This window comes from Bradyrhizobium sp. LVM 105 (assembly GCF_003957705.1).
In the GTDB taxonomy this organism is placed as follows: Bacteria; Pseudomonadota; Alphaproteobacteria; order Rhizobiales; family Xanthobacteraceae; genus Bradyrhizobium; species Bradyrhizobium frederickii.
On sequence record NZ_QZMV01000025.1, the window covers coordinates 19,115 to 37,540 of the forward strand.

14 protein-coding genes, 1 tRNA gene and 1 pseudogene are annotated in these 18,426 nt (G+C 58.8%); 12 read left to right on the forward strand and 4 right to left on the reverse strand.

What is annotated here, in order from left to right:
* Nucleotides 1-54: 54 nt before the first annotated feature.
* Nucleotides 55-957: a substrate-binding domain-containing protein gene (locus D6B98_RS36070; protein ID WP_235885245.1), complete on the reverse strand. Its 903-nt coding sequence runs from the start codon at nucleotides 955-957 to the stop codon at nucleotides 55-57.
* A 415-nt stretch (nucleotides 958-1,372) separates the two neighbouring features.
* Here D6B98_RS36070 and D6B98_RS36075 point away from each other — a divergent pair, with 415 nt between their 5' ends.
* Both D6B98_RS36075 and D6B98_RS36080 read left to right on the forward strand, forming a co-directional pair.
* The gene (locus D6B98_RS36075; protein ID WP_235884885.1) at nucleotides 1,373-2,140 is read left to right on the forward strand and encodes an SDR family NAD(P)-dependent oxidoreductase; all 768 of its coding nucleotides are present in this window, start codon (nucleotides 1,373-1,375) and stop codon (nucleotides 2,138-2,140) included.
* 29 nt (nucleotides 2,141-2,169) lie between these two features.
* Nucleotides 2,170-3,066 (forward strand): amidohydrolase family protein, encoded by an 897-nt coding sequence (locus D6B98_RS36080; RefSeq protein ID WP_126261739.1) that lies wholly within the window; start codon nucleotides 2,170-2,172, stop codon nucleotides 3,064-3,066.
* A 281-nt stretch (nucleotides 3,067-3,347) separates the two neighbouring features.
* On the opposite strand, the gene D6B98_RS36085 is transcribed toward D6B98_RS36080, so the two are convergent.
* A complete protein-coding gene (locus tag D6B98_RS36085; protein ID WP_126261740.1) occupies nucleotides 3,348-4,253 on the reverse strand; it encodes a LysR family transcriptional regulator in 906 nt (301 codons plus the stop codon).
* A gap of 202 nt (nucleotides 4,254-4,455) precedes the next feature.
* On the opposite strand from D6B98_RS36085, the gene D6B98_RS36090 reads away from it, so the two are divergent.
* The 6 genes from D6B98_RS36090 (at nucleotide 4,456) to pyc (ending at nucleotide 12,709) form a co-directional block, all read left to right on the forward strand.
* On the forward strand, nucleotides 4,456-4,815 hold the full coding sequence (locus D6B98_RS36090; RefSeq protein ID WP_235884886.1) for an EthD family reductase: 360 nt from the start codon (nucleotides 4,456-4,458) through the stop codon (nucleotides 4,813-4,815).
* Between the two features lie 23 nt (nucleotides 4,816-4,838).
* On the forward strand, nucleotides 4,839-5,879 hold the full coding sequence (locus tag D6B98_RS36095) for a LysR family transcriptional regulator (protein ID WP_126261741.1): 1,041 nt from the start codon (nucleotides 4,839-4,841) through the stop codon (nucleotides 5,877-5,879).
* 99 nt (nucleotides 5,880-5,978) lie between these two features.
* Nucleotides 5,979-6,299, forward strand: a complete 321-nt coding sequence (locus D6B98_RS36100; protein ID WP_126261742.1) for a substrate-binding domain-containing protein — start codon at nucleotides 5,979-5,981, stop codon at nucleotides 6,297-6,299.
* Nucleotides 6,300-6,610: 311 nt separating this feature from the next.
* Nucleotides 6,611-8,047, forward strand: coding sequence for an aldehyde dehydrogenase family protein (locus D6B98_RS36105; protein ID WP_126261743.1), 1,437 nt, complete (start codon nucleotides 6,611-6,613; stop codon nucleotides 8,045-8,047).
* A 65-nt stretch (nucleotides 8,048-8,112) separates the two neighbouring features.
* Nucleotides 8,113-9,129, forward strand: coding sequence for a zinc-dependent alcohol dehydrogenase family protein (locus tag D6B98_RS36110; protein ID WP_205680556.1), 1,017 nt, complete (start codon nucleotides 8,113-8,115; stop codon nucleotides 9,127-9,129).
* Nucleotides 9,130-9,268: 139 nt separating this feature from the next.
* Entirely contained in the window at nucleotides 9,269-12,709 is a 3,441-nt protein-coding gene (gene pyc, locus D6B98_RS36115; protein WP_126261744.1) for a pyruvate carboxylase, read from the forward strand.
* An 817-nt stretch (nucleotides 12,710-13,526) separates the two neighbouring features.
* On the opposite strand, the gene D6B98_RS40290 is transcribed toward pyc, so the two are convergent.
* On the reverse strand, nucleotides 13,527-13,667 hold the full coding sequence (locus D6B98_RS40290) for a hypothetical protein (RefSeq protein ID WP_157336773.1): 141 nt from the start codon (nucleotides 13,665-13,667) through the stop codon (nucleotides 13,527-13,529).
* Between the two features lie 904 nt (nucleotides 13,668-14,571).
* On the opposite strand from D6B98_RS40290, the gene D6B98_RS36120 reads away from it, so the two are divergent.
* A tRNA-Ile gene (locus D6B98_RS36120) sits at nucleotides 14,572-14,647 on the forward strand.
* 559 nt (nucleotides 14,648-15,206) lie between these two features.
* Nucleotides 15,207-15,347: a hypothetical protein gene (locus D6B98_RS40295; protein WP_164719090.1), complete on the forward strand. Its 141-nt coding sequence runs from the start codon at nucleotides 15,207-15,209 to the stop codon at nucleotides 15,345-15,347.
* A gap of 130 nt (nucleotides 15,348-15,477) precedes the next feature.
* Here D6B98_RS40295 and D6B98_RS36125 read toward each other — a convergent pair whose 3' ends face one another.
* Entirely contained in the window at nucleotides 15,478-15,909 is a 432-nt protein-coding gene (locus D6B98_RS36125; protein ID WP_126261745.1) for a GSU2403 family nucleotidyltransferase fold protein, read from the reverse strand.
* A gap of 160 nt (nucleotides 15,910-16,069) precedes the next feature.
* Between D6B98_RS36125 and D6B98_RS36130 the strand changes: the two genes are divergently transcribed.
* Together D6B98_RS36130 and D6B98_RS36135 are read left to right on the forward strand one after the other, a co-directional pair.
* Nucleotides 16,070-17,713: a recombinase family protein gene (locus D6B98_RS36130; RefSeq protein WP_235885246.1), complete on the forward strand. Its 1,644-nt coding sequence runs from the start codon at nucleotides 16,070-16,072 to the stop codon at nucleotides 17,711-17,713.
* Nucleotides 17,714-17,851: 138 nt separating this feature from the next.
* Nucleotides 17,852-18,207, forward strand: a pseudogene (locus tag D6B98_RS36135) (transposase); the annotation flags it as partial.
* Between the last annotated feature and the right edge of the window lie 219 nt (nucleotides 18,208-18,426).

The following is an 18,426-nucleotide window of genomic DNA, read 5'->3' on the forward strand; positions in this document are numbered from 1 at the left end:
TCCCCCGTCCGGAGTGTCCGGCATTCGCCGGACACTCCACGATTTGTTCGCGCTTCAATTGACCTTGGCGTCGAGGACCTGCGGTTCATTGACGAACTCGGCAGCGTTGGCCTTGGTCATGAGTTTCGGCGGCAACTCGACCAGCTTATCCGTTTTTCCGCCCGTCAGGAACGACAGCATCGAGTTCATGCCGACATAGCCCATCTCGAAGGGGTTCTGGACGATCGTGCCCGCGATCTTGCCTTCCTTGACGAGGCGGTAGGCCGTGGGATCGGTATCGAAGTTGACGAGCTTCACGTCCAAGCGCTTCGCCGCCTCGAGCGTCGCCTCAGCACCGATCGTCGGCGCGTGGTTCTGGAAGAAGACACCGGCGATGTCCGGGATCTCGGTCAGCGTATCTTCCATCGTGCGTCGGCCGTCCTCGAGGGAGAGCTTCATCACCTTGCGCGGAAGGACGGTCAAGCCGAGCTCCTTGGAGCGCTGCTCGAAGCCGCGATTGCGGTCGATGATGCACTGCACGGCCGGACCATGGTCGAAGACGATAACCTTGGCCCCCTTAGGCACCAGAGTGGCCATATGATCGGCGGCCATGCGACCGCCCAATTCGTTCGCCGTCACGACGTAGGTCACCCAGTCGCCCGAGTTTAGGCCGATATCGGTGACAACAACCGGAATCTTGTTCTTGTTGTAGATATTCTTGACGGGATCTGCGAGAACGACTGAGTCACCAGGGAAGATCAGCAGACCATCGATCTTCTGCGTATAAAGGTCTTCGAGATCTCCGACCTGCTTGGTGGTATCGGTGTCGCCGCCGTTGGTCACCAAGAGCTCGACCGACACGCCCTTCTTTTCCCATTCGCCCATCGCCTTCCGGGCGCCGGCGATCTGTGTGCGAAGGAAGGTATTCGTGCCCCAGAACTGGGAATATCCGAGCTTGAACTTCTTGTCCGCGGCCATCGCCCTGCCGATGAACGGCGATGCCAGAACGGACGCTCCGAGTAGCGTCGAAAACTTCAATACGTCGCGCTTGCTAACAGTCATTCCCACCTCCCTATGCAAAGGAATATTCTTCTCCGAGCCACCGTCGGCTCGTCCGATCGTTCTGTTCTGGAAGCGGCGGCGCCATACCTCACGGCAATGACGCCAGCTTCCTGTCTCAAAGCCGGCACGGTCCGAGCATGGCGATTGGATCCCCCGATCGGCAATTATCCCTACGCTCTGGCACCGATTAGAATTTGATATCGCTGGCACCGACCGCTGGCAGGCGGCCATAGCCAGTACCAATTGCCATCAGAATGAATGCGGCCTAGCTGCCTGCGCGCCACCTGGGATTACGTCGCATCCTCACACTAACCTTTGGGAGGACTAGCTCATGCAGGCAAAAGGGAATGGTATGAAAGATTGCGTCGTGCTCGTGACGGGAGCTGCGGGGGGAGTCGGCAAGGAAGTCATCCGTCAACTCGCCGAGAACGACGCCAAGATCATCGCGACGGACATTGCCGATCAGGTTCATGACCTGAATAGGGAATTCTCCGGCGCCCGGATCACGACGATCACTGGCGACGTCTCGAAGAGCGTCGATGTCGATAAGATCTTCGGTGCTGGCGAGGACAAGTTCGGCGCCGTTCAAGCCCTTATCAGCAACGCCGGCTACATGATTGCCAAGGCGCTGCACGAAACCAGCGAGCAAGACTGGGATGCAGTCCTCGCGGGGAACGCAAAATCCTTCTTCCTGACCGCGAAGCGAGCTCTTCCAAACATGCTCGCCGCCAAGAAGGGATCGATTACGGCGACCGGCTCCATCTCCAGCGTCGTCGGACTGCCTTCCCAGGCCGCTTACTGCGCTTCGAAAGGCGCCGTTCTGCAGCTCGTCCGGCAACTGGCCGTTGAGTATGCCGGCTCGGGCGTCCGCGTGAACGCCGTCGGTCCGGGTGCTATCAATACGCCGTTCCTCACGCGCTATCTGAATGGCCTTCCCGACCCGAAGGCAGGCGCGGATGCCGTGAAGGCCGCGCATCCGATGAAGCGTTGGGCCGAACCCGACGAAGTCGCAAAAGCCCTGGTTTTCCTCGCAAGCGACGATGCCGCCTTCATTACCGGCCATATCTTGATGGTCGATGGCGGGTACGTCGCGGGCTGACCCATAGATAGAGCCATTGGAGAGACGTCATGTCCGTCAGCGCCATAATCGACCCCCATCATCACCTCTGGGATCTCGAAAACTATTCCTATCCCTGGCTTTGCCAAAACGGCGAACCGGTGGCTCCGATCGCAGGTAGCCTCCGGTCCATCATGAAATCCTACTCACTCGCGGACTACCGCGAGGATTCCAAACGATGGAATGTCGTGAAGGACGTCCATCTCGACGCGCTCTCGGCCGACATTCTCGCCGAGACACGTTGGCTTCAGGACATGAAAAACAAGACAGGTTTCCCGACGGCCATCGTCGCGCACGCGGATCTGGAGGCCGACAATGCCGACAGCGTTCTTGCAAGCCACGCGGAAAGCAAGGCGGTCCGCGGCATTCGCCAGATCCTCAACTGGCATCAGGATCCTCGCTACACTTTCATCGAACGTTCGGACCTGCTGCGAGACCCGAAGTGGCTGAAGGGTTTTGGCCTGCTGAAGAAGTACGACTTCTCTTTCGACCTTCAGCTCTATCCCCACCAGATGATGGACGCAGCCCGCGTTGCCCGTGACCACGAGGACACGACCATCATCCTGAACCATACCGGAATGCCTCTTCAGCGGGATGCGGCGGGCGTTCAGACCTGGCAAGACGGCATGCGGGCTCTGGCGTCCGTTCCAAGCGTCCATGCCAAGATCTCAGGCCTCGGAATGGTCGACCCTGAGTGGACGGTCGCAAGCATCCGGCCGTTCGTCCTCAAGACGATCGACTACTTTGGGGTCGATCGGTGCATGTTCGCAAGCAACTTCCCAGTCGACAAGATCTACGCCAGCTTCGACCGGATCTACGAGGCTTTCTTCGAGATCGTGAAGGACTTGTCCGATACCGACAAGAAGAAGCTCTTTCACGATAACGCTCTACGCGTCTATCGGCTTTGACATCGGGTCCGCGAGCATCGGCGCACTGCCGCGACAATAAGTATCTACATTGTTGCAGTAGTCCGTGGGACGGACCACGACAGGAGCCAACCCCACCCCCTTTTGCGGGGGGTGGGGAGCCTCAGGAATCTCCCGAGCCCACCCTCACCGATCGCTCAGCCGATCGGCGCCGACCGTATCCCCTCGCGCGAAGCTCGTGAAGGGACTCGATGCGCTGAACAGAGACCGTTACGACCGCGGCTCCCATGACCTGGCCAACGAACAGGACGAGCGCATTCCGACTAGGCCGCAGTCGTCGCTGCGGCAGCGCACTCGACAAGGATCCTCACGAGCTCGTCGCGGTGATGGTTGGCCGGGGCGTCCTGCCGGACACAAATTCGCAAATTTCGCTCTGCCCATGGCTCAGCCAGAGGCAACATCGCCAGTCGCTTCTCGTCTTCCTTCTCAACAACCGAGCGGGGCACAATGCTAACGCCCGCCCCTGACGCGACAAGATGAGCAATGGCCCGGTAGCCGGGAACATGCACGCGAATATCGAGCGTCGCGCCAAGAGCTGCGGCATGGCTCAGTAAGAAGGCGTTGATCGCTGCGCCTCGTTGCAGGTTAACGAATGGCTCGCGAAGACATTCCTCGAAACGAACCGGCCTGTCTTTATTGATCGGGCTGCTCAGCGGCACGAGGACAACCAGCTCGTCATCACGATACGGAAAGAAGGCTAGTTCTTTATGGTTGGCCTGAAGCGCAACGATCCCGACATCGGCGCGCCGGTCTGCGACCGCGGCCAGTATGTCGTGGCTGTTCTTCTCTTCGAGTGCGATACGGACAGATGGATGATGCTTGAAGAAGATTGCAAGATCATCGGGGAGAAACGAATTAACTGCGTTGGTATTCGCAAACAGTGTGATCCTCCCGGGCATACCCGCCGAGAATGGCAGCATATCGGCGTGCATCTGCTCAAGCAGCTCAAACGACTTGCGAGCATAGTTAGCCAGAACTGTACCGGCAGGCGTGGGGCTGACACCCTCGCGATTTCGTTCAAGAAGGGGGGTACCGAGAGCGTCTTCGAGCTGCCTGATACGTTGGCTGACGGAGGATGGCGCCAGGTTACACCGCTGGGCACCGCGCGATAGGTTTCCTTCGTCTAGAACCGCGAGAAACACTCTCAAATCGACCAGATCGTAACGCATCTTCCGCCGTAAGTTTGTGCCCGCGTTCGGCTCTGACGAACGCTTCATTCGGAACATACCGCTTCTGGTTCGTTTGGAAAATGGCCTAGCTTCAATTCCAACCTAGAAGAAATTCCAATAACAGTCAGTTGCCAGCTACGGTACCGGCTTCGGACAAGGCGCCTTTAGTTGGCGCAATAAGCAGCATCGGGAGGTTAACGACGTGAACGCGAAATACGCGAAACGTATCGGTTTTCTCACAAAGCGCGAAGACATGACGAAAGAGCAGTTCGTCCAGCATTGGCGAACCGTTCATGCGGAGCTGTGCAAGAAAATCCCGGGGCTCAAGCGCTACGCGATCAACTTTATTGATCGCGATGCCTATCCCAATGCGGCCTACGACGGCTTTTCGGAGCTCTGGTTCGAAAGCAAGGAGGCCCATGACGCGTCTCTTTCGAGCCCCGAAGGGAAGACATTGTTGGCCGATCTCCCCAACTTCACCTCTACGATATGCGGAGTCATCGCCTATGAGGAGCGATTCATTTGGCCGGCCGACGATGGGCTAGGCGGCAAGGCGCGTTAGACTCGGATTCAGAGGGCGGCGCAATGGACGAGCGCCAACTTAAATGCTTCCTGGTTATCTCAGAGACGGGCTCGGTGACCGGAGCCGCCGAGCGCCTGGATATTGCCCAACCCTCGTTGAGCCAGATGCTTCTCCGGCTCGAGGAGGAATTGGGCTCGAAGCTCTTTCAACGAACGTCACGCGGGGTCGTGCTCACCGAGGCCGGACAGGTTTTCCGCGAGCACGCGCGCAACATCATTTCGGACATCGAGCGCGCTCGGGATGAGATCAAGGCGGAGGATAGCTATGTCCGATCGGAGGTCACGATTGGCTTGCCGAGCTCTTTTGCCACATTGATCGGCGCTCCCCTTATTGCTGCAGCTGCACAGGAGACACCTCGCGTGCAGCTGAGACTAATCGAGGCGATGTCAGGACATATCCGCGAGTGGCTGACCAAGGGCGACCTTGACGTCGGCATTCTCTACGGGATTCAGGACAGCCGGCATCTGTTGCTGGAACAAATCGCCGTCGAAGAACTTTTTCTGGTCGGTCCTCCGAACGCCTTTAAGCACTGCGACCGGCACGGTTTTGCTGATGACGCCGTCGATCTCAGTGCAGTCGACAGCTTCCCCCTCATTGTGCCGACGGGGCAACACGGCCTTCGGCGCTTCGTCGACGAGCGCGCACGCTCGTCCCAGCTGAAGCTCAACATCCAACACGAGATCAACTCCCTCACCGTCATCAAGCACCTGGTTCAGAGCGGCCATGGCCATACCTTGCTCGCGCACGCGGCCATCTCCGAAGAACTGAAACGAGGCGAGTTGTCCGCAGCCCGGATCGTGAAGCCCGTCTTCCGGCGCGGGATATTCCTGGCGCGCAATCCATCCCAATTCGTGACGCGCGCGTCCGTCAAGGCTGCCGAAACCCTGACAAACATCGCATGGGATCTCATCGGCCGGGGGGATTGGCTTGCTACGCGTGTCAAGCGTTCCAGGATGAGCGGTCCGGATGACAACTTCATGAGATCGTCTCCGAGTTTCGTTCAGGTGAATAGAGAATTCTCGCTAGCGCAAACCGCGAAGTAGTCGTGAACGCGACGTCTCGGATCCGCGCCGACGTACGGATTCGAAACGCGAGCCAGTGCGAAGGCTAATCACAACCAGAAGTAGAACACGGTAGCCTCCTTGACGCCGGACATCGCCGGGATTTTCTTCGAAAACGAAATCGTGGCTCAAGGTGCCGCCGCGACCCTGGAGGCCGCGAAGCGACAGGACGTGAAGCTGGTGACATTCGACTTGAGTGCACGCGCCTACGAACTGATCAAGGAAGGAAAGCTTCTGGGCGTCATTGTGCAGGATCCCTTCAGAATGGGTTACGAGGGCATGAATGCCATGGTTACCACGCTGAAGGGCGGGACGCCCAAAGCCCGGATCGACCTCGAGACAAGAGTGCTTACCAGGGGGAACGCCCGAGAATTCGCATCCGATCCGCAAGTCGGAAACTAACGGCGACCTCATCGCCCAGTCCATACGCGGCGTTGCTTTTCGCACGCGTGACGTAGGTGGGGCCTTCGCCGACGGGCCGATAGGCTCTCGCTTTCCCTCGATGGCTCGGGCGAGTGTATCGCGCGAGCCATCTTGTCTCGGGCCGATAACTGACGATTTCGGATCGATTACCGTCCGACGCAATCAAATGGGACGCGCCATGCGATCGCACCCATAGGGCAACATAATAGCAGGTAGATCGTAGACGCCATTGAGACCACCCTCCTGCCCGTGCTTCTAGATCGCGGCGGCAACAGACAGGAGTTGACATCATGTCGAAGCACTTCATTGGTGGCAAATGGGTCGGCGCATCCAATGGCGAGACGACCGATATGATCGATCCCAGCACGGGGAAGGCCTACGGCAAAATCGCCGCCGGCACCCGTGAGGACGTCGATCTGGCCGTCAAGGCGGCCCGCAGCGCCTTCGAAACCGGCGCATGGGGCAAGTTGACCGCCGCGGAACGGGGACGCATTCTGATCGCCATTTCGCAGCGCATCCTCGAGAAGAAGGAGGAGCTTGCCGCCATCGAAGCGCGGGACACCGGAAAGCCCATGACGGTGGCGCGAAACGATATCAACGCGGTCGCTCGATATTTCGAGTACTATGGTGGCGCAACGGACAAGGTCTATGGACACACGATTCCGTACCTCAATGATCATTTCGTCGCCGTCGTGCGTGAGCCAAAGGGTGTGACGGGGCATATCCTTCCCTGGAACTATCCCGCCCAGATGTTCGGCCGGACACTTGCTCCTTCGCTAGCGGTCGGCAACGCAACTGTTCTCAAGCCGGCCGAGGCCGCATCCGCCTCCATTCTACGGCTCGCCGAGCTCGCGACGGAAGCCGGCCTTCCCGACGGCGCGATCAACATCGTGACAGGATTTGGAAGCAAAGTGGGCGTAGCGCTTACGACGCATCCCGGCGTGAACTTTGTCTCGTTCACCGGCTCACCCGAGGTCGGCCAGCAGATCCAGAAGTTGGCCGCGGACAACTACATCAATTGTACTCTCGAGCTCGGCGGCAAGTCGCCCCAGCTTGTGTTCGAAGATGCCGATTTCGAAGCGGCCACCAGGACGATCTGCGCCGCCATCATCCAGAATAGTGGCCAAACCTGCTCGGCCGGAAGCCGCGTCCTTGTTCAAAGGCGCATCTTCGACGACTTCATCGCGACACTTAGCGAGCGATTCAAGGCCGTGCGGGTCGGCAGCCCGGAGATGGATCTCGACTGCGGTCCGATCATCACCGCCGGACAAAAGAAGACCGTCCTGGGCTTCGTCGATCGCGCCACCACCAGCGGCCTCCCCCTCCTCGCCGAAGGCCAGATTGCGGAGGGCGTCGACCCGGGTGGGTTCTTCGTCCGGCCCGCGCTGTTCGGGCCGGTGCCGACGGACCACGAGCTCGCGCAACAGGAGGTGTTCGGCCCCGTGCTGGCCGCCATTCCGTTCGACGATGAGGATGACGCGGTACGCATCGCCAACGGAACTGAATTCGGCCTTGTGGCAGCAGTCTGGACCAGGGATGGCGGCCGACAAATGCATCTTGCGAAGCGGCTGCGCTCCGGCCAAGTGTTCGTAAACTGTTACGGAGCCGGCGCGGGCATCGAGTTGCCCTTCGGAGGCACCGGCAAAAGCGGCCATGGACGGGAAAAGGGTCTTGTGGCGATGGACGACTATTCGAACCTGAAGACAGTCGTGATCAAGCACGCTTGATCACTAACCAGGCGGCGCTGATATCCGATAGCGCGGAACCGCCACAAAAAAAACGAGGAGCAATCATGTCGGCGACAATGCGGGCTATGCAAGCGCACCAGTTCGCGATCTCGGGCCTCAAGTTGACCGAGGTCCCTATACCAACGCCAGGAAAGGGAGAGGTGTTGCTCAGGGTGGAGGCGGCGACGCTGAACTATCGCGACCTGGCCGTACTGGGCGGTGACTATATCAAGGGTCTTCCTTTGCCCTATGTGCCCGCCTCCGACGCGTGCGGCACTGTGGCGGAGATCGGACCGGGCGTCACCCGGTTCAAGAAGGGAGATCGAATCGTCCCCATCTACACCCAGGGCTGGCACGACGGCAAACCTACTCCGGAGCAACGCGCGAAGCGCACCCTCGGTGCGCCGCTGGCCGGCGTTCTTCAGGATTACATCCTCATCCCGGAAGAGGACGCGGTCACGCCTCCGTCGCACCTGACCGACGTGGAAGCCGCCACGCTGCCCATCGCTGGTCTTACAGCGTGGTCGGCTTTGAACGAAGCAAACGTCAAATCCGGAGACGACGTTCTGCTCCAGGGAACCGGCGGTGTTTCGCTCTTCGCACTTCAGTTCGCCAAGCTGTCGGGGGCCCGAGTTACCATTCTGTCGTCATCCGACGAAAAGCTGGCGCGGGCGAAAGCGCTTGGGGCCGACTTTGGCGTCAACTATCGCACCACTCCGGAATGGGATGTCGAAGTAAAGCGGCTCACCGACGGCCGTGGCGCGGATATCGTGGTCGAGACCATTGGATCATCGTTGGGCAGGTCGTTGAGCGCGGTTGCTTTTGGGGGAACGATCAGTGTCGTCGGGTTTGTCGCCGGCTATTCGACGGAATTGAACATCCGACAGTTGATCGGCCCAATGGTGAACGTCAAAGGGATCGCCGTTGGTTCGAGGCGTGGTTTCGTTGACATGAATCGCGCGATCGAGGTGGCTGGAATCAAGCCGGTCGTCGACAAGACTTTCGATCTGTCCGAGGCTGCAGACGCCTTCAACTACATGAAAAGTGGCGCACACTTCGGAAAGATCGCCATTACGATGTAATTTGCCATAGCATCGGACGTTACGAACTTTCGCGACGCCATCTGTCTAGTACGGAAACATAGTGACGGGCACGACGGCGTCAGTTGTCGTGCCCGTCTTCCTTTCCCGTCCAACACCTTGAGCAAGAGGATACTTGAACGTGCGCAAGTTCAACAAGATCCTGGTCGCAAACCGAAGCGAAATCGCAATTCGCGTCATGCGCGCAGCGACCGAGTTGAGCAAGACGACGGTTGCGATTTATGCCGAAGAAGACAAGCTTTCATTGCATCGGTTCAAGGCCGACGAGGCTTATCTGATCGGTCGGGGGATGTCGCCCGTGGGCGCCTATCTCTCGATCCCCGAGATCATCCGCGTTGCGCGATCGTCGGGTGCGGACGCAATCCACCCCGGCTATGGACTTCTCTCTGAGAGTCCCGAACTTGTGGAAGCGTGCGAGGCTGCCGGCATCGCCTTCATCGGGCCAACGGCCGCAACGATGCGTCTTCTCGGCGACAAGGCCTCCGCTCGTCGCGTTGCGATCGAAGCCGGCGTACCCGTCGTGCCAGCAACTGGTGTCTTAGGCGACGATTTCGACGCTATCCGCAAGGAGGCATCCGACATCGGATATCCGCTGATGCTGAAGGCGTCCTGGGGCGGCGGTGGTCGGGGAATGCGTACAGTCTATAGCCCGGAAGAACTTCAGTCCAAAGTTCTCGAAGGCCGCCGCGAAGCCGAAGCCGCCTTCGGAAACGGCGAAGGATATCTGGAAAAGCTGATCGAGCGGGCGCGCCATGTCGAGGTCCAGATCCTCGGCGACAGCTACGGCAACATCTTTCATCTCTTCGAGCGCGACTGCAGCGTTCAGCGCCGGAACCAAAAAGTGGTCGAGCGCGCCCCTGCACCTTATCTCTCGGCGGAACAACGTTCCGAAGTATGCGAGCTTGCGAGGCGCATATGCCTGCACGTCGGTTATCGATGTGCCGGAACGGTCGAATTTTTGATGGACGTGGACTCCGGGAGATTTTATTTCATCGAAGTCAATCCGCGCATCCAAGTCGAACACACGATAACGGAGCAAGTCACCGGTATCGACATCGTGCAGGCGCAGATGTTGCTGACGGAAGGCGCTACGCTTGCCGAAGCAACAGGTGTCGCCAGACAGGAGGACATTCGGCTCACTGGGCATGCCTTGCAGTGCCGTGTAACCACGGAGGATCCACAGAACAACTTTATCCCCGATTACGGTCGTATCGCGGCCTACCGCTCGGCTACGGGAATGGGCATCCGCTTGGACAGCGGCACCGCCTATTCCGGCGCCGTCATCACACGACATTTCGACTCGTTGCTGGTCAAGGTGATAGCCTGGGCTCCGACAGAAGACCTTGCGACCAACCGGATGGTTCGCGCGCTCCGCGAGTTTCGTATCAGGGGTGTCAGCACCAACATCGAATTTCTCGTGAACCTTCTCAACGACGCGCAATTCCGGAGCAACGGGTATACGACTCAGTTCATTGACACCACGCCGGGGTTGCTGAGGTTCACAAAACGGCGCGACAGAGCGACCAAGCTCCTGACTTATATCGCGGACGTCACGGTCAACGGACATCCCGAGACCAAGACGCGCCCAAAGCCGACGACCGGGATATCCGAGCCCAGGCTGCCCCCGCCACGAGGCGTTATCGCTCCCGGCACCCGCGACATTCTCGAAAAGGACGGACCGCAGGCCCTGGCGGACTGGCTATCCGCTCAGGAGCGGGTGCTGATCACCGACACGACGATGCGCGACGGGCATCAATCGCTGCTTGCCACGCGAATGCGTTCGATCGACATGCTCCGGATCGCGCCCGCCTATGCCGCAAACCTCCCTCAACTCTTCAGCATCGAATGCTGGGGCGGCGCGACCTTCGATGTGGCCTATCGCTTCCTTCAGGAATGTCCATGGCAACGGTTGCGCGACCTTCGGGCCGCGATCCCGAATATCCTCACCCAAATGCTCCTGCGTTCCGCCAACGGGGTCGGGTACACCAACTATCCCGACAATGTGGTTCGCAGCTTTGTCTTGCGGGCCGCAAAGTCCGGAGTCGACGTCTTTCGCGTGTTTGACTCGCTCAACTGGGTTGAGAACATGCGTGTCGCCATGGATGCCGTCATCGAGGCAAACAAGGTATGCGAAGGCACCATTTGCTATACGGGGGATTTGTTGGATCCCAAGCGCCCAAAATACGACCTTAAATACTATGTCGATCGGGCAAAAGAGCTAAAGGTGGCAGGTGCCCACATCCTCGGTTTGAAGGATATGGCGGGCCTGCTGAAACCTCAACAGGCTCGAATCCTCATCAAGGCGCTGAAGGAGGACGTGGGACTTCCGATTCACTTCCACACGCACGACACCTCGGGAATGTCGGCGGCGACCGTCCTCGCCGCTTGCGAAGCCGGTGTCGACGCGGTCGATGCCGCCATGGATGCCTTTTCGGGCGGCACCTCGCAGCCTTGCCTTGGATCAATCGTCCAAGCGCTTCGACACACCGACCGTGACGCGGAACTAGACAGTGAGGCCATCCGCGAAATCTCAAACTATTGGGAACAGGTCAGGGCTCAGTATGCCGCCTTCGAATCTGGTCTAACCGCACCTGCTTCGGAGGTCTTCCTTCACGAAATGCCCGGTGGGCAGTTCAGCAACCTGCAGGCCCAGGCTCGCTCGCTCGGCCTGGCCGAGCGCTGGCCCGACATCGCGAAAGCCTACGCGGACGCCAACTTGATCTTCGGCGATATCGTGAAGGTCACGCCGTCCTCAAAGGTCGTCGGCGACATGGCCCTGGTCATGGTCGCCCAGGGCCTGAGCCGCGGGCAAGTCGAGGACCCCTCCGTCGAGGTCGCCTTCCCCGATTCGGTGGTGGATATGATGAAGGGAAATATCGGCCAACCGCATGGGGGCTGGCCCGAGGGAATGCAACGAAAGGTGCTGAAAGGCGGCCCCTTGTTGACGACACGGCCCGGCCTTGGCTTGGCGCCCGTCGATTTGGAAGCAGCCCGCAAGACACTAGCAGCGACGCTGGACGGCTTCGCTCCGGATGACGAGGATCTACACGGATACCTCATGTATCCGAAAGTGTTCATCGACTATATCGAACGCCATCAGATCTACGGCCCGGTGCGCACGCTTCCGACTCGTACGTTCTTCTACGGGATGCAGCTCGGAGAAGAGATCTCGGTTGGGATCGATCCTGGCAAGACGCTCGAAATTCGTCTTCAGGCCATCGGCGAAAATTCCGAGGAAGGCGAGGTCAAAGTCTTTTTCGAGCTGAACGGTCAACCTCGCATAGTCCGCGTTCCAAATCGTGAACTCAAGAGCAAGATAGCGGTCCGCGCGAAGGCCACGGACAGAGATCCGAGCCAGGTCGGCGCCCCAATGCCGGGCGCCATCTCCTCCATCGCAGTCTCCGTGGGCCAAGCCGTCGAGGCCGGAGATCTCCTGCTGAGCATCGAGGCGATGAAGATGGAGACTGGGTTGCACGCGGACAGGGCGTCAAGAGTGAAGGCCATCCATGTCGGTCCGGGCAGCCAGGTCGAGACTAAGGATCTGCTCATCGAATTGGAGTGATATCGATGGGCTGATCCAGCTTCCGCACGATCCCAGCCCATCGGACAGCAGGCCGACAAGTTCTAGCCAGGAGAGAGAGCGTGATTTGCTGAGAACGTATCATCGTCGATGTGATCGAGGATCTCGTCGATTTCGTCAGTTGCCTTCACGACGGCGCTCTCAGTTGAGATCAAATGCTCTATCTTGGATCGACACTCCTGGGTCCCATAACCTCCCCGAAGGGGCTGCGCACGCGGCATATCCGCTCCCCAGTTACACACGGACCATTTCTCTGAGTGAAGTCGCCGGCCGCTTCAGTCTGAAGCGAAGGGGCGCTGAAGTAGCGCAAGCAAGTAAAATAGCCCGCTCAAGAAAATAGCCGGGCACAAGCAACTCGCCATAGGCTTCGACCGCGCCAGTGGAATTGCGAGAGTCGCCGGGCGATTGCCGCGCCTAGCTAACACCGAAGCTTGCTTTCGCAGCGTTCGTTGGTTGCGGGGAGGCGCAACCACCGATACCGACATTCGGTTCAAGTCGCGATCTGACGGAGGGATGCCCTGCGTCCCGAACGCAGTGAACATCTTCTAAATCATTGACTTTCTTAATACGCGTTCTGTTCACGATCGTTTCGTGCAATTCGTTGCGAATTCATTGCGGCATTCCTCCACGAGAATGAGAGCTGACCAAGAAATGAGATCAAAGCCGTCGCTAACAGTGCGCTGATCGGGGGCGCCACGACCGCGTTGGGCGTCGGCGCCGCCGATCGCTACCTGACGGCGATGACGTCGGACGGAGGCGGAATGCGGCTCAATGGCACGAAGTATTACGAACTGGCACGCTATACGCCGATAACTTGATCGTAGCGGCTGACCAGAGCGGCAAGCGGATCGCCGTACTCGTCGACACCAATCAGCCCGGCGTCAGCATCCACGACGATTGGGATGGCTTCTGCCACCGCGAGCGGTACAACTGATTTCAAGAATGTAGGCGATCCCCGAGGACCGAATTCTTGGTTCCGGATTTAGGACGGAGAGCCGGTTTTTTGGAACGGCATATGTTCAACTGGTCCTGCTTGCGACCCTCGCTGGAATTGTGCGGCGCGTCGCTAGCGACACGACGGAGTGGATTAAGGCGCGAACCCGCACGTTCACGCACGCCGGTTGCCGACCTGCCGCGGAACGATCCCTGGTGCAACGGGTCATCGGCAAGCTTTTCAGCGCTGCTTTTGGCGCGCGTGCAGCAGTCCTCGCCGGCGTCGACGAGCTCGCGAGAACACTAGACAGCCGCTAACAGGACTCGCAACAGCTTGATGCGTCTGAACTCGCCGCAGCACAGACGCAGTTGTCATCTCTCGCCGCGACGACCGAGCTTTTCGAGGTCGGCGGAGCTTCTCTGATCTCCGAGAACTCGCGATCAACCGACATTGGCGGAACGCGCGCACCATCGCCTCCCACACCCCGGTGAACTTCAAGCTCCGCGCGATCGGCGGATACGAATTGAATGACGAGCCCTGCTATACGCGTGGAGCGCAGGTATCCGGGCGACACGGCAATACAGCAGCTAACCACTGGCTTTTCGGCAGCTTCATGCTTTGCCAGGCGAGGTCGCTCGGACCCCGGTGGATGCTATTGCCGCGGACGTCGACCTCACCATCTGCGACGGGAGCAAAGGACGCGGTGAGCGGCCGTGCTCACCGTATCTCGGCGAGAGTGCCGGCGCTCCTGCTGTAGGAAGGCGAGATGCTCGCCTGGCCGATCTGCCTGTTCTGGTCCGCGGTGAGACTTAGCCTCGCACTTGTTCTAATTGGCATTGCAAGAATGCCAGCCACCCGATAGACGATCCCCTTCAACCTCGCTGGCTGCTTTTCGGTGGCCGCCAGGACTGGGCCTGTAGCTCAATGGTTAGAGCCGGCCGCTCATAACGGTCTGGTTGCAGGTTCGAGTCCTGCCGGGCCCACCAGACAACTCAATAATAATAATAATAACTTATCAGGCACCATTTTGCCGAATCGGAACCACCGCACCAGATACGTGCTCTTTTCGTTCACCGGCCAGGCCGCACTTGGCGATTTTGTCGACCGCATCGGAAAATAGTTGGGATGGCCAGCCATCGCGATCCGCTTGATCCAGAGCAATCGTTTCCACGCTCCGTTGGTGTGTCACGGCTAATGAAAAGCGTTGGTTTCTTGCGCTTTACGTGCGTCCCGGACTGCTGGTTCCCTCAAGCCGACCGAGACCGCAATAGCTATGCATTCGAAAGGTTGGTCCGGTCCAGGACGAGCAAACCCACCCCCGCAATAAGCGCAGACGCGTGGTTCGACCGCCGGGAGGCGGGACGTTACTGAATTGCTGGAGCGCACGCTTCCGCTTCTAACAACGAGGTACTGAGGCTGCTGACGTTTACGGACGGTGAGATGATGGACGAATCCCGTCTTTGAAATCAGCGACCAAGCCTGTAGACGGGATATCAAGGCCACGTACGTAAGCGATCTCCAGCCGCTGGGCTGCCAGCGGCACCAATGCTCAAGCTGGTGCTGATGCCCGACATCATGATCTTGGGCAAGTCGATGAGCAGCTGGATGCTGATCATCATCATGGTGCCGGCGATGATCGGCGGCGCCGGGTATGTCGGACCCGTTTTTGCCGACCCTGCCCGCTAGGCTCGCGCAACGCCATCCTTCTTGGCGAAAAGAGGCGCCGCGCTGTCCACCACCTCTTTCGGAAGCATCCCTAATTGTCGCGTCAAACGGGAGATAGTTCACCACCAGAACGCCACGGCTTCTGCCTGTGCTACTGTCGTTGGCGTTTGATCGCCTCTCTGTCCGCCCGACGGGACAGCCATAGCTTATGGACGGTCCAAACCCCCGGATCCGGAGCTACGATGCGTACCGGTTCGCCCTTTTCGTCGATCGCGACCGCCTCGAACGCGGGAGCATTCTGCAGCCAATCGAGTCCTTCGATTTGCACAGCGGTCAACTTTTCCGGGTCCAAGCCGATCTTATCTAAAGCCTTCCGCCAAGGCGGGCTCTGCATGGGCCTAATCAAATCGGCGAGATAGCCGTCTCGGTTTACAGCGCGAAACGTCTGCTTGGCGCGTTCGAAGCTAGTGCCCACTCGCTTGAGTATCTTCGTGAGCGATGACTCAGAGACGGCGTCGTCTGCGACGAACGTAAGCCCGCCGCGCGCGTCGAACAGCAGATCGATGTCTTCCGTCGTGGCCAAGCCCGGATCGAGTCTGACGCCCTAAGGCCTTCGGAGCGAGGCGTTCGCCCCAACTACATCACAACGGCGGAAATGGAGGGGATTCTTCCAATCGAAGTAATTCTTGCTGCAATGTCGAATAAATGTTTGATTCGCTCCGGTGTAACGTTCGGGAGCGAGAATGATGGCCAACGCGCTCGAGATCTATAAGGCTCACCCGGTACGATCGCAGCTCGGCATGAGAGCCGCACAGTATGTACGCATGTCGACACAACGGCAGCAATACTCGATTGAGAATCAGGCTGCTGTGATTGCAGCATACGCGCACGCCCATAACCTGATGATTGTACGAACCTATCGCGACGAGGGAGAGAGCGGCCTGATCATCAAGAACAGGGCCGGCCTTAAACAGCTCATCAAGGATGTCCAAGCAGGAGAAGCCGATTTTGGTCATATTCTGGTCTATGACGTAAGCCGGTGGGGCCGCTTTCAGAATGTCGACGAGAGCGCGTATTACGAATTCCTCTGCAAACAGGCAGGCATCAACATCGCCTATTGTGCGGAGCAGTTTGACAATGACGGCAGCGTGCTCTCCAGCATCATCAAGAACATCAAGCGCGTAATGGCAGCGGAATACAGTCGCGAGCTTTCGGTAAAGGTTCACGCTGCGCAGTGCCGGTTCGCCCGGCTTGGCTTCAAGGTCGGAGGTCGCCCCGGTTATGCGCTCTTGCGAGAACTTGTCGATCAGAGTCAGCGGTCGCGAGGCGTACTGAAGAACGGTGATCAGAAGTACCTCTCAACTGATCATGTCCGAGTGCGCCCCGGCACTCCCGAGGAAGTAGCCGTGGTGAAGTGGATCTTCGATCGATTTCTGCAGGTAAAGTCTGAAGCTATTATCGCACGGGAGCTAAACCGGAAGGCCATACTCACCAGCACAGGAGTTCGGTGGACGCGTGCAGCGGTTAACGCGGTGCTCAGAAACGAGAACTACATTGGAAACATGACCTTCAACCGCCGATCACGCAAGCTGCGGCGGAACTGCACCTGCAATCCTCCCGAGCTTTGGATCACCAGCGAGGGATGTATCGAGCCGATCGTCGAACGCGAAACCTTCCTGAAGGTAAACAAGATCATTGAAGAACGGCGTGTCGACCTCACTGAAGAGGAGATGCTTGCCCGTCTACGCAAGACGCTGCTCAAGGAGGGACGCCTGAGCTCTGCCATCATAGCCAGCACGGTAGGCCTCCCTTGCGCCTCGACCTATCAAAACCACTTCGGTGGCATGATGAACGTGTATCGGCTAATCGGCTACACTCCCAAGCGAAGCTATGAGTTTCTTGGCTCGCGTCCCCAGTGGGCTGAGGAAACGGCAAAGCTCGGCTCGCTAATCGGCATGGCTATTAGAAAGACAGGTGGCCAAACTGCCTCTCGCGAAGGAACGGGTTACTTGCGCGTGAACGGGTCGATCAACATCTCAATTCGCGTAGCCCTCTGGTGCGGAAGGCAAAACCGCGCACCGTACTGGTCTATAAAGCGTGAGACACGCCTGCCTCACGGCTGGATTGCCGCAGCCAGGATGGCTGAGCATAACAAGTCGGTGCTCGATTACGTACTGCTCTTCACTGACGGGAAAGCAAAACGAACCATGACGTTTTCTGAGAGGGCTCGCATTCGCCGTGGGATACCTCGCTTCGAAACCGCTGATGGCTTGGCACGAGCGATCGTCGGGCGAGTAGTTGGGACAGGCCGCTCCTCCCCAGCGCCGCACGACAAACGATCGAGCCCGAAGGAAACCAAGACCAAGAGAGCCCGCGCACGGCACTGAATGTAGATCAGGATCTTCCGCGAAGCGGCGCTCCATAATGCTCTGTCCCGATGTCGAGCATTCCTCTTTCCGACCAGCGGTGCCTAGGAGCGGCACGCCTCAACCTCGATGAGCTCATCGGACATGATTCAGTAGCGCATCGAAGGGGACGATGCGCCGAAGAAGCACAAGACGACGGGATCGAACGATGTGTTCCGGGCGCGGCTGGATCAGATCATTAACATGAAGCACGAGCTGGTTCAGCTCGCCAACAAGATCGAGTGGGACTGGCTCGACGGCGAGATCGCTCCGCTTTACAGCGAGGACGGCCGGCTTGGGTCGAGACCCACTTCATGATCCGTCTTGCGGCTCAAGGACATTTACGGGCTGTCTGAGAGGTGTGTGCGAGCGCTGGGTTCGCGACCCATGTTTCCAGTTCTTCAGCGGCGAAGAGTTCTTCCGCCATGCTTTTCCCGCACGAGCGCTCTGATCTGAGCCATTGCAGCAAGCGGCTCAGGTGCTGTTTCCGATGAATAAGAGTACTCAAAAGGAGCTGCAGCTTTGGCCTGCCGAATTGCACCAGCAGGGATTCTCGGGTTGGTTGATCAGCGCCCTGGGCCAATTTGTAGCCGATGGATTCCACTCAACCTTGCGAGCCCAAAAAGCCGTTGCGTGTTTGCTGTTCGTGTCCAGACTAACCATGACCGACATTGAGCGCGTTGTCGCGCAATTCG